At 70.9% G+C, this 18,124-nt stretch carries 17 protein-coding genes; 12 read left to right on the top strand and 5 right to left on the bottom strand.

Features of this window, described 5'->3' with window-relative positions; all coding sequences use genetic code 11:
* Window positions 1-276: 276 nt before the first annotated feature.
* A complete protein-coding gene (locus tag OJ997_RS18320) occupies window positions 277-2,319 on the bottom strand; it encodes a hypothetical protein (protein WP_270026638.1) in 2,043 nt (680 codons plus the stop codon).
* Between the two features lie 146 nt (window positions 2,320-2,465).
* On the opposite strand from OJ997_RS18320, the gene OJ997_RS18315 reads away from it, so the two are divergent.
* Window positions 2,466-3,215 (top strand): YebC/PmpR family DNA-binding transcriptional regulator, encoded by a 750-nt coding sequence (locus OJ997_RS18315; RefSeq protein WP_270026637.1) that lies wholly within the window; start codon window positions 2,466-2,468, stop codon window positions 3,213-3,215.
* Window positions 3,216-3,284: 69 nt separating this feature from the next.
* On the opposite strand, the gene OJ997_RS18310 is transcribed toward OJ997_RS18315, so the two are convergent.
* Both OJ997_RS18310 and OJ997_RS18305 read right to left on the bottom strand, forming a co-directional pair.
* Window positions 3,285-4,124: a hypothetical protein gene (locus tag OJ997_RS18310; RefSeq protein WP_270026636.1), complete on the bottom strand. Its 840-nt coding sequence runs from the start codon at window positions 4,122-4,124 to the stop codon at window positions 3,285-3,287.
* A complete protein-coding gene (locus OJ997_RS18305) occupies window positions 4,121-4,915 on the bottom strand; it encodes a helix-turn-helix domain-containing protein (RefSeq protein WP_270026635.1) in 795 nt (264 codons plus the stop codon). Before OJ997_RS18305 ends, OJ997_RS18310 begins: the two co-directional genes overlap by 4 nt.
* A gap of 30 nt (window positions 4,916-4,945) precedes the next feature.
* Between OJ997_RS18305 and OJ997_RS18300 the strand changes: the two genes are divergently transcribed.
* The 7 genes from OJ997_RS18300 (at window position 4,946) to OJ997_RS18270 (ending at window position 11,345) form a co-directional block, all read left to right on the top strand.
* Window positions 4,946-5,368 (top strand): hypothetical protein, encoded by a 423-nt coding sequence (locus OJ997_RS18300; protein ID WP_270026634.1) that lies wholly within the window; start codon window positions 4,946-4,948, stop codon window positions 5,366-5,368.
* 25 nt (window positions 5,369-5,393) lie between these two features.
* Window positions 5,394-5,909 carry a crossover junction endodeoxyribonuclease RuvC gene (ruvC, locus tag OJ997_RS18295; RefSeq protein ID WP_272599937.1) on the top strand — a complete coding sequence of 172 codons (516 nt, stop codon included), beginning with the start codon at window positions 5,394-5,396 and terminating at the stop codon, window positions 5,907-5,909.
* Window positions 5,906-6,484, top strand: coding sequence for a Holliday junction branch migration protein RuvA (gene ruvA, locus OJ997_RS18290; protein WP_270026632.1), 579 nt, complete (start codon window positions 5,906-5,908; stop codon window positions 6,482-6,484). The genes ruvC and ruvA overlap by 4 nt, the downstream gene beginning before the upstream one ends.
* Entirely contained in the window at window positions 6,481-7,515 is a 1,035-nt protein-coding gene (gene ruvB, locus OJ997_RS18285; protein WP_270026631.1) for a Holliday junction branch migration DNA helicase RuvB, read from the top strand. Before ruvA ends, ruvB begins: the two co-directional genes overlap by 4 nt.
* Before the next feature lie 51 nt (window positions 7,516-7,566).
* The gene (locus tag OJ997_RS18280; RefSeq protein ID WP_121256239.1) at window positions 7,567-8,016 is read left to right on the top strand and encodes a PAS domain-containing protein; all 450 of its coding nucleotides are present in this window, start codon (window positions 7,567-7,569) and stop codon (window positions 8,014-8,016) included.
* Window positions 8,017-8,088: 72 nt separating this feature from the next.
* On the top strand, window positions 8,089-11,055 hold the full coding sequence (secD, locus tag OJ997_RS18275) for a protein translocase subunit SecD (RefSeq protein WP_270026630.1): 2,967 nt from the start codon (window positions 8,089-8,091) through the stop codon (window positions 11,053-11,055).
* Window positions 11,055-11,345, top strand: coding sequence for a hypothetical protein (locus OJ997_RS18270; protein ID WP_270026629.1), 291 nt, complete (start codon window positions 11,055-11,057; stop codon window positions 11,343-11,345). Before secD ends, OJ997_RS18270 begins: the two co-directional genes overlap by 1 nt.
* A 7-nt stretch (window positions 11,346-11,352) precedes the next feature.
* Here OJ997_RS18270 and OJ997_RS18265 read toward each other — a convergent pair whose 3' ends face one another.
* Window positions 11,353-11,781, bottom strand: a complete 429-nt coding sequence (locus tag OJ997_RS18265; RefSeq protein ID WP_270026628.1) for a methyltransferase domain-containing protein — start codon at window positions 11,779-11,781, stop codon at window positions 11,353-11,355.
* A gap of 73 nt (window positions 11,782-11,854) precedes the next feature.
* Between OJ997_RS18265 and recJ the strand changes: the two genes are divergently transcribed.
* Genes recJ through OJ997_RS18245 form a run of 4 tightly spaced genes read left to right on the top strand, consistent with a single transcriptional unit; the run spans window position 11,855 to window position 17,594 of the window.
* Window positions 11,855-14,305 carry a single-stranded-DNA-specific exonuclease RecJ gene (gene recJ, locus OJ997_RS18260; protein ID WP_270026627.1) on the top strand — a complete coding sequence of 817 codons (2,451 nt, stop codon included), beginning with the start codon at window positions 11,855-11,857 and terminating at the stop codon, window positions 14,303-14,305.
* A 56-nt stretch (window positions 14,306-14,361) separates the two neighbouring features.
* Window positions 14,362-16,665 carry a RelA/SpoT family protein gene (locus OJ997_RS18255; protein WP_270026626.1) on the top strand — a complete coding sequence of 768 codons (2,304 nt, stop codon included), beginning with the start codon at window positions 14,362-14,364 and terminating at the stop codon, window positions 16,663-16,665.
* 49 nt (window positions 16,666-16,714) lie between these two features.
* Window positions 16,715-17,083, top strand: a complete 369-nt coding sequence (locus tag OJ997_RS18250; RefSeq protein ID WP_270026625.1) for a hypothetical protein — start codon at window positions 16,715-16,717, stop codon at window positions 17,081-17,083.
* Window positions 17,084-17,117: 34 nt separating this feature from the next.
* Complete coding sequence (locus OJ997_RS18245; RefSeq protein WP_270026624.1) at window positions 17,118-17,594, top strand: DUF3450 domain-containing protein; 477 nt, start codon at window positions 17,118-17,120, stop codon at window positions 17,592-17,594.
* Here the strand turns inward: OJ997_RS18245 and OJ997_RS18240 are convergent.
* Window positions 17,591-17,998 carry a hypothetical protein gene (locus OJ997_RS18240; protein WP_270026623.1) on the bottom strand — a complete coding sequence of 136 codons (408 nt, stop codon included), beginning with the start codon at window positions 17,996-17,998 and terminating at the stop codon, window positions 17,591-17,593. The two genes, OJ997_RS18245 and OJ997_RS18240, sit on opposite strands and share 4 nt — an antisense overlap.
* Between the last annotated feature and the right edge of the window lie 126 nt (window positions 17,999-18,124).

Below are 18,124 nucleotides of genomic sequence, written 5' to 3'. Positions count from 1 at the left end.
CCGGGCTCAGCGCCCGCTCGGGCTCCGCGCGGTGTTCCCTAGAAGCGCCGTGCAGGCCTACCGTCAAGTTACGGGCATCGAAGATCGTCCCTCGGCCGTGCCGCCTGGGCTCGGCGCGATCGGTTTCCGGTCGACGAACGGGCGCGGAGAGGGGGTGCGGTCGGAAACTCCCGCTATGCGGGAGTTTGTGACCACACCCCCTTTGTTCGGAGCGCGGTCGTGCGCGACCTTGGTCGCCCGGACGGGGAGCGGACCAAAGCGACCACGAACGCTCGGCTACACCAGGCGGCCCGCTACAGCTCGCGCTTCGTCCACCGACCGCACGGGCGCCACACGCGCCGTCACCGACGACCCCTTAGCCCGCACGGTCAACGTGGGCCCGGGGTCCGGAGCCGACGACTGCGAAGCCACCGCCTTGGCCGCGGCGCTCGCGTTCGCCGCCCCGCTGCGAATCACCACCACGTAGCCCGACAACTCACTCTCGACGTGGAAGTAGTCCACGCCCTCCAGCGACACGGACCCGCGTACGGTCGACCGCTCACCGGCCGCGTTCACGGCCCACACCCGCGCCCCCTTCCCCCAAGACGGGAACAGCACCTCGATCGTCTTCCCGTCGGCCCCGTCCACGTTCCAGGACGTCTCGATGTACGTCGCCCGGAACGTGTGGGTCGTCTCGATCGCGATCGAGCCGCGCGTGACCTTCCCGCGCACGCGGAGGGTGGAGAACGCGCCGGCGTAGGGCGGCTTGGTGTCGTGCGGCGCCAGCAGCTGCAGGGGCTTGTCCCGGTCGACCGCCCGCTGGGACGCGTGGACGATCTTCCCGCCGGCGTCCCTCACGACGACGCCGAAGGACGCCGGCGGCCGGCCACCCACGCCGCCCGCGACGTCCTGCTGGCCGTCGAAGAGCCGCGAGAGCTCGAGCCCGCCGTACGGGAACGCGCCGCGGTTCACGGCCACGATCGCCGTGTTGTAGGACGGCGTCGTCACGGCCAGGCGTCCGACGTCGGGGTCGTAGGCGTACAACGGCGGCGGCTCCTCCGCGCCCATCGCGCCGAGGCCGAGCAGGGCGGCCTGGGCCGCGTTGGCCTGCACGCGGGCGGCGGCGAGGAGGGCGGAGGACTCGTTGTCGTCGATCGACGGCACGCCGAACGCGTTCGCGGGCGGGAGGCCCTTGGCGCGGTCGGTCCAGCGGCCGAAGAGCTCGAAGGAGCGGTCGAGCATGTGCTTGGCCCACGCGCCGTGGTCGGAGAGCTCGTCGCAGGCGGCGATGCCGAGCAGGGCGCCCTGGGAGAGGCCGAGCTTCTTGCCCTGGTGCCAGCGCTTGAAGCCGAGGCCGGTGTCCCAGTTCAGGTAGCCGGCGTGCGTCCAGTAGCCGCAGAGGACGCGCTCGCACCAGTTGCGGATGACGGCGGTGCGGGTGGAGTCGAGCGCCGGCATCCCGGCCTTGCGGGCCTGCTCGTAAGCGACGAGCATGCCGCAGACGATGTTCGCGTACTCGGCGCTGTCGAGGTTGTACTTGTGGTTCTCGGTGCTGCCCGGGAGGTAGTGGAAGCGGTAGCTGGGGCCGAGGTTGGAGATCGTCGCGCCGCTCATCGGCTGCTTGGCGCCGTCGACGAAGCGGCGCAGCTGCTTGAGGATCTGGTCGTGGAAGCTGCCCTTGTCGCCGCCGACCTCCGCGGCCGCCGCGTACATGCGCACGTACCAGTTCGCCTGGTTGAGCCGGAGCGCCGGCCAGCGCCAGAACTGGCCGCTGGCGGTGCTGACGATGCGGTCGGCGATCAGGTCGCCGTCGAGGCCGAGGACTTCCCGCGCGCGCCACGCGTGCAGGAGGCCCCAGACGATCTCGGTGTCCACCACGAGGTGCTGGATGCCGCCGCCGGTCATCCCGTCACGCCAGCCGGGCATGTGGCCCTGCGAGCCGGTCGACGGGCTCTTCACCCACGCCGGCCCGGTGCACAGACGGTCGACGAGCTCACGCACGCGGTCGTCGCGCCGCGCGGCGCCGGTGTGCCCGGCGACCGCGGCGGCGCTGTGCGTGAGGAGCATCGTCGCGTTGACCATCGACCGCTCCGGCCGGTACAGCCCGTCCCGCCAGTAGCCGTCGAGCGTGTCCTGCATGCGGTCCGCGAACGCCCAGTAGGCGGCGCCATCGAGCGCGTTCGCGGCGGCGGCCGCCCGCGGGGCGCGCGCGCCGGGGATCAGCATCGAGGCGAGCAGGGCACCACCGCCGAAGACAAAGCCACGGCGTGTGCTGGAGCAGGGGCGATCGATCCCGCCGCCGGCAGGCAGCGGGACGCGACCGGCAGGGGCAGCCGGCATGGGGAGCACTTCCTTGTCGTCTAGGGCCGCCGGTGCGGTCTATGCGAGGCGGGCTTCAGCCCCTGGGTCACCGGCGTGTCGACCCTGATGACGCAGGGGATTTCGACGCGTGTCGGAGTTTCTGCGCTCTTCTAGAATCCCCGCCCATGGCCGGTCATTCCAAGTGGGCGGGAATCAAGCACAAGAAGGCGATCGTCGACTCGCGTCGCGGCAAGCTCTTCACGAAGCTCGCGCGGGCGATCACCGTCGCGGCGAAGGAAGGCGGCGGTGACGTCGAGGGGAACCCCGCCCTCGGCCTGGCCGTGCAGAAGGCGAAGGCCGCCTCGATGCCGAAGGACAACATCGAGCGCGCGATCGCGAAGGGCACCGGCGCGGGCGCGGACACGGAGTCCTACGACCACGTCATGTACGAGGGCTACGGCCCCGGCGGCGTGGCGCTCCTCGTCGAAGCGCTCACGGACAACCGCAACCGCACCAGCGCGGAGGTCCGCCACGCGTTCGGCAAGCACGGCGGCAGCCTCGGCGAGCCCGGCTCGGTCGCGTACCTGTTCGACAAGAAGGGCGTCGTGCTCGTCGACGGCGAGCGCTACTCCGAGGACGACCTGATGCCGGCGGTGGACGCCGGCGCCGAGGACATCGTGCTCGACGAGGACGTCTTCGAGGTCCTGTGCGAGCCGTCCGACCTCACCGCGGTCCGCTCCGCGCTGACCGAGGCCGGGATCGAGCTGACGGAGTTCTCGATCATGTACCGCCCGACGGTGCAGGTGCCGCTGGACGAAGAGGGCGCGACCAAGCTGATGAAGCTGATCGACACCCTCGAGGATCTCGACGACACCGACGAGATCCACGCGAACTTCGACGTCGCCGCCGACGTCCTCGAGAAAATCGCGGGCTAAGCCTCGCCCTGCGGGCTCGCTTAGCCTGGGAGTATCGCCCAGAGGGCGATGCTCCCGCTGGTCTGCGGGCTAGACGCGCCCGTACGATCGCAGCGTCTTGAGCGCTGCGATCGTCACCAGCCCGCTCCACTCGATCTTGATCGCGGGGGTCCACACGGACCACGTGATGTCCCAGCCGCCCTCGTCGTTCTGACGCGAGGCGAGGTGGTCGAGCGAGGCCTCGAGCTCCGCGTCCGTGAACCACGCGCGGGCGAGGCTGTCCGCGGACTTCGCGAAGTCGTGCGGGTGGTGGATCTCTCCGACCGAGTAGCCCTCGGGCTGCACGCCCACGAGGTTCTGCTCGCGGACGAGCTGCCCGAGCCGCTGCGCCGCCGCCTCCGCGCGCGGCCGGTCACGCGCGGCGTCCAGGAACGTGATCGCGGCCTCGACCTCGTACGGGTGCGTCTTCTCGATCCCGTCGACGGTCTTCCACAGGAACGCCTCGGCCCCGTCGAGCCACGGATGCTGGACGTGCGTGGAGAGCGGCGCGTACAGCAGCGCGGTGGCCAGGAGCGACCCTTCGGTGCCGATCGCCCACCACGGCGCGACTGGCCAATCGTTCATCGCCACGGTCGCGACCGGCACGCCGCCGTCGGGCGCGGTGATCGTCTGCAGGTGGTCGGGCACGCGCGGATCGGTCGCGCCGACGTCCTCCAGCGCCTCCAGCGCGGTCCAGATGTGCGGGGGCTGACTCGTGGGGCCGCGCCCGTCGGGCTCCAGCGCGTAGCCGTAGCCGCCGTCCGCGGTCTTGTACGGCTCCAGGGCGGCCTTCACGGCCTCGGGATCCCCGTCCTTGAACAGGACCTCGAAGCGCCGCTGCTCCAGCACGCGCGCCGTCTTCCAGATGTACGCCTCTGCTCGGTCGATCATCCCGCCGGACGGTACGCGCCCGGCGCGCCGACGGCTTGAACGGAACGGACACGTTCGCCCGCCGGCCCCGCGCCGCTCGCGATCAGCTCCGCCGGCGTGCGGCCGGACAGCCGCCGCGCCTCGCGCGTGAGGTGCGCCTGGTCGGCGTAGCCCGCGTCGAGCGCCAGCCGTGCGAGATCGGCGGGCGGCCGCCGGCTGGACGTTCGCGGCGCAGCGCCACCGCGCGCCTCGTCGCGCCCCGCCGCGGCGAGCGTGAGGAAGCGCTGGAAGCGGAGCACCCGCGCGAGCGTCTTCGGGCCGTACCCGACCGCGTCGAGGAAGCGGCGCCGCAGCTGGCGCTCGCTCAGGCCGAGCGTCGCGCCCAGCTCCGCCACGCGCGTGTCCGGGCGGGCCATCGCGAGCGCGGCGGCGCGGGTGATCGGGTCGACGGGCTGCAGCCGTTCGCGGACCAGCGCGAGCAGCGCGGGCAGGCCACCGTCGGCGACGCGCTCTGACACGCCACGGCCCAGGACTTCTTCGGCGTCGACGCTGAGATCGGCGACCTCGGCGGCCGGAATCCCGAGCCCCGCGCCCGCCGCGCCGAGCCGGAACCGCACGCCGAACACGGCGTTCCCGGCGGGCACGCCACCGAGCGCCGCGCGCGTGGCGGGACCGGCGATCTTGAGCCCCTCACCGCCCCAGACGAGGTCCACGCAGCCGTCCGGCAGGATCACGCCGCCGCTCGAGACGCTCTCCCACACGCACGCGACCGATTCGGCCACGTCGTCCGGGGGAGCGAGCTCACGGTACATGTGACGATTGTGCCCAGAGTTTCCGGGAACATGAGGCCGACGATGCTGCGCTCGCCCTACTCACCGGCCGCGATGGCGCTCGTGCTGCTGATGGCGGTCGGCTCCGTGGTGATGTGGATCGGCGTCCCGCTGGGGCTGATCTACGTCGCCTCGCAGCTCGCGGACTCGTCGAACCCGAGCGCCGGACCGTACCTGCTGATCATCCTCGGGCTGCCGGTCGGGATGGCGATCGTGGGCAAGTTCCTCGGCTGGCTCGACCGGCTGCACGGCCGGCTCACGGGCCGCGCGCAGGAGCGCCACCGCGGCGCCTGGCTGCGGTCGATGCGGGCCGAGCGGACCTCCAGCCGCCGCGGCGGCGTGCTCGACACCGTGATGATCGTCTCGGTGGGGGTGGCGCTCGTCGCCTTCGCGATCTGGTTCTTCGGGTTCGCAGGAAGCTCGCTGCCGAAATAGAAGGACGTCCGACCCCCTCCGCAGAATGAGGCGGGTGCACGTGATCGTCCTCGGGATCGACCCCGGTGTCGCCAACACCGGCTACGGCGTAGTCGCGCATCAGCGCGGCCGTGTCGTCGCGCTCGACGGCGGCGTGATCGAGACGCGCGCGGGCACGGACGCGGGGCTGCGGCTCGCGCACATCCACCAGCGGGTGTGCGAGCTCATCGACGAGTACAACCCGGAAGCGGTCGCGGTCGAGGATCTGTACTTCGGCTCCAACGCGCGGTCGGCGTTCGCCGTCGGCCAGGCGCGCGGCGTCGTCATCCTCGCCGCCGGCCAGCGGGCGATCCGCTGCTCGTCCTACACCCCTCAGCAGGTCAAGACCGCGGTCACCGGCTCCGGCCGGGCCGGGAAGGAGCAAGTGCAGCGGATGGTCCAGACACTCCTCTCGCTGCCGGAGCTGCCCACGCCCGACCATGCGGCCGACGCGCTCGCCGTGGCCATCTGCCACGCCAACGGAGCGTCGCTGCAGGCCGCGATGGAACGGGTGACGGCATGATCGCGCTCGTCTCGGGTGAGGTCGCGGTCCGCCGCGGCGACCACGTCGTCGTCTCCTGCGGGGGCGTTGGCTACCGGCTCGGCGTCTCGGCCGAGACGCTCAGCCACGTGCCGCGGATCGGCGAACCGGTGACGCTCTTCACGCACCTGATCGTGCGCGAGGACGCGCTCACGCTCATGGGCTTCGCCACCGAGGAGGAGCGGGATCTCTTCCTGCTGCTGATCGGCGTCCAGGGCGTCGGCCCGAAGATGGCGCTGGCGGTGCTGAGCGGCGGCCCGCCGCGGGAGCTGCTGGCCGCGGTCGCGGCGTCGGACACCGCGCGGCTGGTGGCCGTGCCGGGGATCGGCAAGCGCACCGCCGAGCGGATCATCGTCGAGCTCAAGACGAAGATCCCGGACGTCCAGGACCCGATCTCCGGGAGCACCCTCGGCTCGGACGACCCACGCGTCCAGGCCCGCAACGGCCTGCTCGGGCTCGGCTTCGCCCCGCCGGAGATCGAGAAGCTGCTGGACGGCGCCGCGGGTGACACGCCCGAGGCCCTCATCACCCACGCCCTGAAGGTGTCGCGCCGATGATCCGCACCCCCGGCGCCGACCTGGAGCGGATCCAGACGCCGCGCGTCCGGGAGGACGACGACGCGGAGCAGTCGCTGCGGCCACGGCGGCTGGACGAGTTCGTCGGCCAGCCCGCGCTGAAGGCCCAGCTCGACGTCTCGATCAAGGCCGCGGCCGCCCGCGGGGAGGCGCTGGACCACGTCCTGCTGGCCGGCCCGCCCGGCCTGGGGAAGACGAGCCTCGCCCGGATCATCGCCGAGGAGCTCGAGGTCCCGTTCGTGCAGACCGCCGGCCCGGCGCTCGAGCGCAAGGGCGACATCGCCGCCTTCCTCACCGACCTGGAGCCGCGCAGCGTCTTCTTCGTCGACGAGATCCACCGGCTGCCACGGGCGGTGGAGGAGACCTTCTATCCGGCGATGGAAGACGGCGAGCTGCCGATCACGTTCGGCGTCGGCGCAGGGGCCAAGGTCGTCACGCTGCCGATCCCGCCGTTCACGCTGATCGGCGCCACGACGCGCGCCGGCCTGCTCTCGACGCCGTTGCGCGACCGCTTCGGCATCCAGCACCGGCTGGACCTCTACAGCCCGGACGAGCTGGCCGCGATCGTCGCCCGCAGCGCCCACGTGCTCGGCGTCGCCGTGCACATGGACGGTGCCCGCGCGGTCGCCGAGCGCTCGCGCGGCACCCCGCGCGTGGCCAACCGGCTGCTCAAGCGCGTGCGCGACTTCGCGCAGGTGCACGGCAACGGCACCGTGGACGCGACCACCGCGTACGCGGCGCTGGACGCCATGGGCGTGGACGACGAAGGCCTCGATCGGCTGGACCGCGAGATCCTCACCGTGATCTGCGATCGGTTCGGAGGCGGACCAGTTGGTCTGTCCACCCTCGCGGTCGCCGTGCACGAGGAGCAGGACACCGTCGAGGACGTCTACGAGCCGTACCTGCTCCAGCGCGGGTTCATCCTGCGTACGCCGAGGGGTCGCTGCGCCACGCCGCACGCCTTCCGCCACCTCGGTCTGGAGCCGCCTTCAGACCCCGCCGGGCTCTTCTAGCCGAACGGCCCATAGCGTCCGTTTAAGCCGGGGACTACCCTCACGATTCTGATGGCTCATCTGTTCATCTGCCCGAACTGCGGCAACCGGACGACCGCGAACGAGCGTACGTCCGGGTTCCGCAACGTGCCCAAAGGGTGCTCGAAGTGCGGTTTCGGCTTCCTGTTCGAGCTGCTGGACGACTATTACCCGGCGCCCAACGCCGCCTTCTTCGTCTGTGACAAGGAGGGCCGGATCATCGGCTGTGGCCGTGGCTCTCGCGAGCTGACCGGCCTCTCCGACGAGAAGGTCATCGGGCGCCCGGTGAAGGATGTCCTCGGTCTCGACTTCGATGGAGGCGAGGATCATGTCGGGACGGCCCTGGAGTGGGGAGTACGCCGTCTCGGAAAGCCTGTCATCGTCAACGCCGAGGGGGATCTGCCCGCGAAGGCTGTGGCCGATCTCTTTCCGGCCTACGATGATGACGGTGGTCTCCTGCTCGTCCTGACGCCGTCCAGGTAGCGCCAGAAAACCTATCCGTCCCGCCAATCGGCTCTATGCCGAGGTCTGAGTACCCTCATCGCGTGATTTCGCATGTCTGAACGTCGTCGATCCCTATTCGTCCTGCTACTCGTGGCTGCCCTCATCGGCGGCTCGATCGCTGTTGTGGCTACAAAGCCAACGGTTCTCGGCCTGGATCTCCAGGGCGGAGTGCAGCTTGTCTACAAGGCGGAGGCGACGGCTCAGCAGCCGATCACACCCGATGCCATGCAGCGCTCGCTGGACCTCATGCAGCAGCGTGTCAACGAGTTCGGTGTCTCCGAAGCGGAGCTCTTCCAGTCCGGCAATGACCAGATCGAGGTCAACCTGCCGGGCGTCGAGGACGCCGAAGCCGCCGCCGACCAGGTCGGCTCCACCGCCCAGTTGTACTTCTACGACTGGGAAGCGAACCTCCTTGACGAGGATTGCAAGACCGACCCGGACCAGAACGCCAACCAGCGTCAGCCGATCAGCGGTCTCCGCACGGCCGTCGAGCAGGCGTCCAAGTGCACGGCCGTCGGCGTCGGCAAGGGTCTTGACCCGCTCGCCGACGACTCGCCCGGTGGCACCTCGCAGGCGGCCGCCGAGCCGCGCTGGTACGTCTTCGACAAGGTGACGAAGAAGCCGTTCGGCACGAACCCGACCGCGGCGCAGACCTTCGGGTCGCGCAAGGACGCCGAGGATTCGCTGACCGCCGCCGAGAAGGCGAAGGCCGAGTTCCTCGAGGTCCCGGCCGGCGTCCTCGTCCTGCGTGAGCAGAAGGCCGAGCCCGACGATCCGGACCCCGACCGCTGGTGGGTCCTGCAGGATCGTCCCGGCCTCTCCGGCACGGACATCAAGGACCCGGAGCAGTCGTTCGACCAGTCGATCGGCAACGAGCCGATCGTCACGTTCAACTTCACCGACCAGGGGCGCAAGGCGTTCCAGGCCATCACCCGTCGCGTCGCGCAGCGCGGTGCGGACAACGCCCTCGGCGGCGATCCGCTCCAGACCTCGCAGCACTTCGCGATCGCCCTCGACAACGAGCTCGTCTCCGCGCCGTACATCAACTGGCGCGAGAACTCGGACGGCATCGACGGCTCGACGGGCGCGCAGATCTCCGGCTCGTTCACGATCAAGTCCGCGCAGGACCTCGCGACGGTCCTCAAGATCGGCGCCCTGCCGCTCAAGCTCACCGAGGTGTCGCGCTCGCAGGTCTCCGCGACCCTGGGTAAGCAGGCGCTGGACCAGGGCCTGAAGGCCGGCATCGCGGGCTTCATCATCGTCGCCCTCTTCCTGATCATCTTCTACCGCGTGCTGGGCGTCATCGCGACGATCGCGATGCTCATCTACGCGCTGTACTTCTACGCGGTCGTCAAGCTGATCCCGATCACGCTGACGCTGCCGGGCATCGCCGGCCTCGTGCTGACGCTCGGCGTCGCCGCAGACGCGAACATCGTCATCTTCGAACGCGTCAAAGAGGAGGTGCGGGCCGGAAGATCGGTCGGCACGGCGATCGTCACGGGCTACCGCAAGGGCCTGACGGCGATCATCGACGCGAACATCGTCACGTTCCTCGTCGCGTTCATCCTCTTCATCCTCGCGACCTCGGGCGTCCAGGGCTTCGCCTTCACCCTCGGTCTCGGCGTCATCCTGTCGCTGCTCACCGCGGTGCTGGCGACGCAGGCGATCCTGTACTCGCTGCGCAACACGCGCCTGCTGGCCTCCAAGGCCGCGCTCGGCGCCGGTGAGCAGAAGCACAAGTTCCAGATCGACTACATGGGCAAGGCGAAGTGGTTCTTCTCCGCGTCCGGCCTCATCCTGCTGATCTGCGCGCTCGCCATGTCGGGCAAGGGGATCAACTTCGGCATCGACTTCGACGGCGGTACGCGGATCACCGCGTCGCTGGAGCGGGCGGCAACCGTCGAGCAGGTGCGTGACACGCTCGGTCCGATGGGCTTGGCGGACGCCAAGATCCAGACGCTCAGCGGCAGCGGTCTCGGCGACCACGTCGTCCAGATCTCCACCGAGGAGCTCGGCCCGAGCCGCGTCGGCGAGGCGAACAACCGCCTCGAGGAGGCCTACGGCTTCCCGGCGGACACGCAACCGAGCGTGGAGTCGATCGGCCCGAGCTTCGGTGAGTCGGTCGCGAACTCCGCGCTGATCGCGATCATCGCGTCGCTGCTCGTCATCACGGTCTACCTCGCGTTGCGCTTCGAGCCGAAGTTCACCGTGCCGGTCCTGATCGCGGTGTTGCACGACATCCTGATCGTGGCGGGCGTCTACGCCCTCGTCGGCCGGGAGGTGACGACGTCGACGGTCGCGGCGCTCTTGACCGTCTTGGGTTACTCCTTGTACGACACGATCATCGTGATGGACCGAATCAGAGAGAACGTGCCTCGCATGCCGAGCGCGGCGTTCTCCCAGATCGTCAACCGCTCGCTGTCGGAGGTCATCGTCCGCTCGCTGGCGACGTCCTTCTGCACGCTGCTGCCGGTCCTCGCGCTGATGCTGTTCGGCGGCGAGACGCTGCGCGACTTCGCGTTCGCGCTCTTCGTCGGCATCGCGTCGGGCACGTACTCGTCGATCTTCATCGCCACGCCGGTGCTCCAGCACTGGAAGGAGCGCGAGCCGGGCTTCCGTGCCCGCCACGCGCGGATCCTCGAGCGGCTCGGCCGGGTGCCCGCGTACGCGGTCGCCGACCAGGGCGGCCCGATCGACGTCCAGCCCAAGGAGCGCAAGCGCCGCAGCGTGTCGGCTCCCCCCGGCCAGGAGGTCTCGGCGACCGAGTTCCAGGAGATGGTCAAGGACCTCGGGATCGACGAGGCGACCTCGCGTCAGCCCGCCGCCGCGGCGACCGCCGCGAGTGGCCGGCCCGCCGGTGGCCGCCGTGCCCGCGCCCGTGCGACGGGCAACGGCACGACCACGCCGCCTGAGACCCCGTCGTCATCGACGCCGGACACACCGGACACGCCGTCGGATGACGGCGGCGATGCCAAGGACCGAAAGCCCCGCAACAAGCGTCACGGGAGGCCGCGCTGATGGCTCTGCTCATCTGGACCATGGTGGGCCTGGCCCTCTGGCACTTCACCGTCTTCCTGCCGGACAACTTCTGGGGCGGGATCGTGGGCGCGTTCTGCGGCGCCCTGGTCGGCTCGATCGTCTTCGGGCTGCTGATCAACCTCGGCATCCCGAGCGAGGACGACACGAACCTGCTCACCGGCTTCGAGGCCATCCCGGGCGCGCTCGCCGGCATGGGCTTCATCTGGTGGCTCGGCCTGCGGCAGATCCGCGAGGCCGGCGGCACCCCCGCGCACTTCGGAAGCCACTGATCTCTGGTTAGGGCCGTCTGGTAGCCCAGACGGCCCACAGCCGGTCGCCGCTGCCCGTCAGCGACGTCCGCAGGTCACTCTCGGCGCCCGCGAAGGCGGGTGAGCCGTCGAAGTACTTGCGCAGCTTGCGCACGCGCCCGGCGTCGTCGGCCCCGCCGACGAACGAGCACACGAAGTGCCCGCCGGGCTTGAGCACGCGCGCCACCTCGACCAGCGTCTCCTTCGGCTGCTTGACACCGGCGAGCAGGCAGACCACGTCGTCGAACTCGGCGTCACCGTACGGCAGCTCGGCCTTGTCCTCGCCGTCGAACACGACGAGCGAGTCCGGCGGCACCTCGAAGTGCGCCTGCCCGCCGCCGCACAGGTCCAGGACCTGCCCGTCGATCTCCAAGTCGCTGTACAGGTCCCGCAGCGCGGCGATCGCCCCGTCGTCCATGACCCCCAAGATAAAGGGGGACCGGCGTTCCGTCCTGGGGCGGACCTAGCGTGTGGGCATCGTGGACGCGCGGATGTCGGTCTCTCCCTATGCGTTCGCGGCGGCCTCACGGCTGTCCGCGGAGCTCAGCTGCTCGCATGTGCTCGCGCAGGTGCTGGTGCGGCGCGGGCTGGGGGAGCCCGAGGCCGCGCGGGCGTTCCTGGCCGCGGGCGTGCGGCACGGGCTGGAGGAGTGGCCCGGGCTCGCGCAGGTGGCCGAGCGGATCCTCGATCACGTGCAGCGCGGGTCGCAGATCACCGTGCACGGCGACTACGACGTGGACGGCGTCTGCTCGACCGCGATCCTCGTGCGCGCGCTGCGCACGATCGGGGCGCGCGTGGACTGGTACCTGCCGTCGCGGATCGACGACGGCTACGGGCTCGCGGCCGCCACGGTCGAGCGGCTCGCGGGGCGCGGCACGAACCTGCTGATCACGGTCGACTGCGCGGTCACGGCGGTCGAGGAGGTCGCGGCGGCCAAGGCGCTCGGGATGGACGTCATCGTCACCGACCACCACTCGCCGCGCGCGGACGGTGCGCTGCCGGATGCGCCGATCGTGCACCCGCGGCTCAACGGCTACCCGTGCCCGGAGCTGTGCGCCGCCGGCGTCGCGTACAAGCTCGCGCAGGCGCTGGTCGCGGCGATCGGGGAGGACCCGGCGCTGTGCGACGAGGACCTGGATCTGGTCGCGCTGGCCACGGTCGCCGACGTCGTCCCGCTCCAGGGTGAGAACCGCCGGCTGGTGCGTGAAGGCCTGAAGGCGATCGCCGGTACGCGCAAGGTCGGCCTGCGCGCGCTGATGGAGGTCGCCCGTGTGGACCCGAGCGGGCTGGACGAGAGCGCGATCGGCTTTCGCCTCGGCCCGCGCCTGAACGCCGCCGGCCGCCTGTACCGCGCCGACGCCGGCCTGGAGCTCCTGCTCACGGACGACCGGGAGCGCGCCCGCGCCGTGGCCGCCGAGCTGGACGCCGTCAACAGCGAGCGCCGCGACGTCGAGACCCGCATCCGCTTCGAGGCCGAGGCCCTCGTGGCCGAGCACCCCGCGGGCAACGCCCTCGTGCTCGCCGCCGACGGCTGGCATCCGGGCGTCATCGGCATCGTCGCCTCGCGGATCGCCGAACGCCACCACCGGCCCGCGGTGCTGATCGCGCTCGAAGGGGACGAGGGCTCGGGCTCCGGGCGTTCGATCCCGCGCTTCGACCTGCTCGGCGGCCTGAACGCGAGCGCGCGTCACCTGTTGCGCCATGGCGGGCACAAGGCCGCCGCGGGCCTGACGATCCATCGCGACGAGGTCGACGCGTTCCGCGCCAGCTTCCTCGCCTACGCGAACGAGATGCTGACGGAGGAGGATCTGCGCCCGGAGGTGCGGATCGACGCCGTCGCCCAAGGCGACGCGCTTTCGCTGGACCTCGCTGAGGAGCTGCAGGAGCTCGCGCCGTTCGGCATGGGCAACCCGGGCGTCTCGCTGCTCGTCCCGTCCGCGCACCTGATCGACCCCGAGCCGATGAGCGAAGGCCGCCACGTGCGCTTCACGCTCAGCGCGGGCGGCGCGAAGTCGCGCTGCGTCGCGTTCGGCAACGGCGGGACGTTGCCGGTGAAGCCCGACGAGCCCGCGGATGCCGCCGTCCGCCTGGAGATCGACCGCTGGAACGGCGCCGTCTCGCCCAAGCTCGTGCTCCGGCGCGCCCAGCGCTGCGCCCCCGGCGCGATCGACGTGGTCGGCGAGGGCGAGTTCCACGCGGGCTGGCGGCGCGAGCTGGACCGCGACCTCGACGCGTGGAGTGGCGCGGAGACGCGCGGCGGCGTCGCGCGCGCCCACGCCGATCTCGCCGCGCCGGCCCACGTCGGCGGGGTACGGCTCACGCGTGACCTGCGCGGCACCGGAATCGCCGGCCTGCTGGGCGATCTCGTCGCTTCCGGCGAGCCCGTGCTGGCCGTCGCCGCGCACGCTCCGGCGCGGGCCCGCGCGCTGTCGGAGCGGGTCGGCGGCTTCGCCCTGACCTCCTGGTGCGCTCTCGAAGATGCGCCCGAGCTGGCCGAGCCGTTCGTCCACGTGGTGGCGGTCGATCCGCCGACTCGACCGACGGTCCACACCGGTGAGGGATGGACCCACCTGGCGTGGGGTACGCCTGAACTAGACTTTGCTCTACGAATACACGAATGGGACTTCGCCCTCCGCGACCCGCTGACCGCCGTGTACCGCGCCTTGCGCGCAGGCAGGGCGAGCGGCGGTGAGGCGGTCGAGCAGCTGCTTCGGGGCGAGGGGCCGCAACCACGGAGCGCCGCACTCGCGGGGCGCCTGGTGCGGGTCCTCACCGAGCTGGGGCTCGTCAACCTCGATCGTGAAGGGCCAGGCCTCGAAGCAGCCGAGAACCCCGAGCGCACCGCGCTCGAGCGATCGGCCGCCTACGTGGCCTACCAGCGACGGCTCGAGGACGGCAGACGATTTCTGACCAGCGCGAACATGAGGCGACAAGCGGCCTGACCGAGGAAGCCTCGATCGACGGCGCCAGTCCCCTGACCCAGAACGGGGACGGGGCCGTGGTCGCGATCGCTCCGCACAAGCCGGTCGACCTCGCCCACTGCGCGGACGACGGCGCCGTCGACATCCCGGACGACCTGACCGCGCTCGAGCACGAGCTGCTGCAGGACCTGTTCGCGATCATCTCCGAGCACGCCGACGAGGTCGCCGCGCCGGTCGATCGCCAGCGGGTGCTGGCCGCGTTCCTGTTCGCGTGCGAGCACCACGCCGACCAGCGCCGCCAGTCCGGCGAGGAGTTCGTCACGCATCCGGTCGGCGTCGCGCGCATCTGCGCGGGCATGCGGCTGGACACCGAGACGCTGTGCGCCGCGCTCCTGCACGACACGGTCGAGGACACGTCCGCGAGCCTGGACGAGGTCCGCGAGCAGTTCGGCGAGGAGGTCGCCGCGCTCGTCGACGGCGTCACCAAGCTCACCGGCATCACGTTCCAGTCGCGCGACGAGGCGCAGGCCGAGAACTACCGCAAGATGATGGTCGCGATGGCCACGGACATCCGGGTCATCCTGATCAAGCTCGCCGACCGCCTGCACAACATGCGCACGCTCGGCGCGATGCCCAAGCAGAAGCAGATCGAGAAGGCCAAGGAGACCCTCGAGATCTACGCGCCGCTCGCGCACCGCCTGGGTATCCACGCGATCAAGTGGGAGCTCGAGGACCTCGCGTTCGCGACGCTCCATCCGCGCAAGTACCAGGAGATCAAGGGCCTGGTCAACCAGCAGCGCGAGGAGCGCGAGCGCTACGTCGCGCGCGCCGGCGGCTACCTGGCGAAGGAGCTCGAGGCGCTCGGCATCCAGTCCGAGATCTCAGGCCGCGCGAAGCACTTCTACTCGATCTACAACAAGATGACCCGCAAGGGTCGCGAGTTCAACGAGATCTACGACCTGACGGCGATGCGCGTCATCGTGGACTCCGTCAAGGACTGCTACGGCGCCGTCGGCGTCATCCATTCCCTGTGGAAGCCCCTTCCGGGCCGCTTCAAGGACATGGTGGCGATGCCGAAGTTCAACATGTACCAGGCGCTCCACACGACGGTGATCGGGCCTGAGGGCCGCCCGCTGGAGATCCAGATCCGCACGAGCGACATGCACGAGACGGCCGAGTACGGCGTCGCCGCGCACTGGCGCTACAAGGAGAACACCAACGGCCGGATCGACGCCACCGACCAGAAGCTCAAGTGGCTGAAGTCGCTGCTGGACTGGCAGGGCGACCCGGACGACCCGACCGAGTTCACCGACCAGCTCCGCGGTGAGCTGATCGAGGACGAGGTCTTCGTCTTCACGCCCAAGGGCGAGGTCAAGTCGCTCGCGATCGGCGCCACGCCGCTGGACTTCGCCTACGAGATCCACACGGACGTCGGCCACCGCTGCGTCGGCGCGCGCGTGAACGGCAAGATCGTCCCGCTGCACTACGAGCTGCAGAGCGGCGACATCGTCGAGATCCTCACGTCCAAGCGTGAGCGCGGCCCGTCGCGCGACTGGCTCGCGCTGGTCAAGACCACCCGCGCCCGCAACAAGATCAAGGCCTGGTTCAAGGCCGAGTCGCGCGACGACTCCGAGCACACCGGCCGCGAGCTGCTGCAGGAGCACCTGAACAAGGCGGGCCTGCCCGCGCAGAAGCTCACCGGCTCGCCGCTGCTCGCCGACGTCATCCGTGAGCTCGGCTTCCGCAAGGCCGACGACTTCTACATCGCCCTCGGCGGCGCGAAGATCTCGCCGAAGGTCGTCGTCAACAAGGTCCTGCAGCGCCTCAAGCAGGGCGAGGCGGGCGTCGAGGAACCCACGGCCGGCGAGGACCTGCTGCTGGATCGCCGCAAGGCGCCCGCGCTGCGCCGCCCGGACGGTAACGCGGCCAAGTTCGGCATCCAGGTCGAGGGCGTGGCGGACGTCCCGCTCCGCCTGGCCAAGTGCTGTCGCCCCGTGAGCGGCGACCCGATCGTCGGCTACGTCTCGCTCGGCCGCGGCATCACGATCCACCGCGACGACTGCCCGAACGTCGCCGCCCTGCGCAAGGACCCCGAGCGCTTCGTCCCGGTCTCCTGGGACGGCGAGAACGAGACGGGCTTCAAGGTCGAGATCCAGGTCGACGCCTGGGACCGCCACCGCCTGCTCGAGGACCTGTCGCGCACGTTCGCCGAGGCCGGCATCAACATCGTCGAGGCCCGCTGCCTCGTCCAGCACCCGATGACCCGCAACCGCTTCGTCATCGAAGTGGGGGACACCCAGGCCCTGAAGGCGGCGATCAACCGCCTCCGCGCGATCGACAGCGTCTTCGACGCCTACCGAGTCATCCCCGCCGGCGGATGAAGTTCGTCGGCCTCGAGCCGATTCCGTACGGCCAGGACGGCACCGTGCGGTGACGCCGGGGCTGACGATCTCGGCGCGCGAGGTCGACGCGATCGACCTCCTCGACGCCCTCGGCGACGACGCTCGCCGGGCGACGTGGACGCTGGACCGCTGGGTGGAGGCGACCGGGTGCGAGCACGCGAAGCGGCTCCACGAGCTGTCCGAACGCGAGGCGACCGTGCCCGCGGACGAGCTGTGGCCACTGCTCGACGGGACGCAGCTCATCGGCGGCCGGATCGTGGGCGACCTCGGCGACGGCGCGCCGTGGGTCATGATCGAGTCCATCCGCGGCGACGCGTGGGACGTGCGCTCCTCGGACCGTGAGGTGCTGGCGCGGATCGTGGCGCGGTACCCGGGCGCGACGCCGCTCCCCGACTGACTAGCGCGGCGCCGGGGTGGGGAGGACTCGGGCGATGAACCTGAGCAGCCTCTTTCCGCCCACCATCATTGCCCGCCTCCTCGACGACCTCGGCGCAATCGCCGACGCCGCCCGCCGTCTGCCGGAGATCGAGCACGCCGTCCTGCAGCGCGTGGACGCGATGCAGGGCGAGCTCGAAGCCGTGCGCGAGGAGATCACCGCGATGCGCAACGGCCTGGAGGCGCTGCGCGTCGAGGTCGCGCCGATCAAGGAGATCTCGCAGGTGCGCCGGGGCGTGGAGACGCTCGGCGGCAAGCTGGACGCGCTCCGCGGCGACGTCGCGCCGATCAAGGAGATCAGCGAGGTCCGCAAGGGCATCGAGCCGCTCGACGAGGACATGCACGCGGTGCGGCACTCCGTCGATGACCTCGAGCCGCTGATCCGTGGCGTGATCGAGCGGCTGGACTCGCTCCGGGCCGAGCTCGGCCCGCTCGGCGAGCTGGCCGACAAGATCCCGGGGATCGGTCGCTAGCCCGGGAGCGGCGGCCAGGGCAGGTCGGAGAGCAGCTCCTCGGCGCCGATCCGCAGCGCGTCATCCGAGCTGTTGAGCCGGTGCTGGACGAGCGGGCCGATCCCGCCGGCGTTCTCCCACGTGAAGTGCCGCCCGACCAGGAACAGCAGCTTGTCGACGTAGTTGTCGTCCGGGTTGCTGCCGAGCATCTCCAAAACGAGGTCGACGCCCCACTGGTCCTCGCGCTTGAGGAGCGCAACCGCGGCGGCCTCCGGCGGCGCCGTGTTGTCCGGGTCGTTCAGGAGCGCGCGGAGGCGGTCGTCGTGGCCGGCCTCGGGGCCAAGCGCGGCGAGCCCTTCGGCGGCGCGGATCCGGTCCTCCCAACTCGCCGAGAACGACAGCGCTACGAGCTCGTCCGCACCCATCGTGCGGCGGAGGCTAGCGGCAGAGCAGGGAAGCGCGGACCAGCTCGCGCTGACGGTCGTGCGCGGTCGGCTTGGAGAGCGCGGTCGCGACGACCTGCGTGAGCTTCGGCTGCGGCTGCGGGGAGG

The organism is Solirubrobacter phytolaccae (assembly GCF_027587195.1).
Classification (GTDB): domain Bacteria; phylum Actinomycetota; class Thermoleophilia; order Solirubrobacterales; family Solirubrobacteraceae; genus Solirubrobacter; species Solirubrobacter phytolaccae.
This window is presented reverse-complemented; position numbering and strand designations above follow the sequence as displayed.

What these genes read in the sequence shown, in the direction of transcription:
- OJ997_RS18320 (WP_270026638.1), bottom strand. Translation starts at nt 2,319, where the DNA reads ATGCCGGCTGCCCCTGCCGGTCGCGTCCCGCTGCCTGCCGGCGGCGGG.
- OJ997_RS18315 (WP_270026637.1), top strand. Translation starts at nt 2,466, where the DNA reads ATGGCCGGTCATTCCAAGTGGGCGGGAATCAAGCACAAGAAGGCGATC.
- OJ997_RS18310 (WP_270026636.1), bottom strand. Translation starts at nt 4,124, where the DNA reads ATGATCGACCGAGCAGAGGCGTACATCTGGAAGACGGCGCGCGTGCTG.
- OJ997_RS18305 (WP_270026635.1), bottom strand. Translation starts at nt 4,915, where the DNA reads ATGTACCGTGAGCTCGCTCCCCCGGACGACGTGGCCGAATCGGTCGCG.
- OJ997_RS18300 (WP_270026634.1), top strand. Translation starts at nt 4,946, where the DNA reads ATGAGGCCGACGATGCTGCGCTCGCCCTACTCACCGGCCGCGATGGCG.
- ruvC (WP_272599937.1), top strand. Translation starts at nt 5,394, where the DNA reads ATGAGGCGGGTGCACGTGATCGTCCTCGGGATCGACCCCGGTGTCGCC.
- ruvA (WP_270026632.1), top strand. Translation starts at nt 5,906, where the DNA reads ATGATCGCGCTCGTCTCGGGTGAGGTCGCGGTCCGCCGCGGCGACCAC.
- ruvB (WP_270026631.1), top strand. Translation starts at nt 6,481, where the DNA reads ATGATCCGCACCCCCGGCGCCGACCTGGAGCGGATCCAGACGCCGCGC.
- OJ997_RS18280 (WP_121256239.1), top strand. Translation starts at nt 7,567, where the DNA reads ATGGCTCATCTGTTCATCTGCCCGAACTGCGGCAACCGGACGACCGCG.
- secD (WP_270026630.1), top strand. Translation starts at nt 8,089, where the DNA reads ATGTCTGAACGTCGTCGATCCCTATTCGTCCTGCTACTCGTGGCTGCC.
- OJ997_RS18270 (WP_270026629.1), top strand. Translation starts at nt 11,055, where the DNA reads ATGGCTCTGCTCATCTGGACCATGGTGGGCCTGGCCCTCTGGCACTTC.
- OJ997_RS18265 (WP_270026628.1), bottom strand. Translation starts at nt 11,781, where the DNA reads ATGGACGACGGGGCGATCGCCGCGCTGCGGGACCTGTACAGCGACTTG.
- recJ (WP_270026627.1), top strand. Translation starts at nt 11,855, where the DNA reads ATGTCGGTCTCTCCCTATGCGTTCGCGGCGGCCTCACGGCTGTCCGCG.
- OJ997_RS18245 (WP_270026624.1), top strand. Translation starts at nt 17,118, where the DNA reads ATGAACCTGAGCAGCCTCTTTCCGCCCACCATCATTGCCCGCCTCCTC.
- OJ997_RS18240 (WP_270026623.1), bottom strand. Translation starts at nt 17,998, where the DNA reads ATGGGTGCGGACGAGCTCGTAGCGCTGTCGTTCTCGGCGAGTTGGGAG.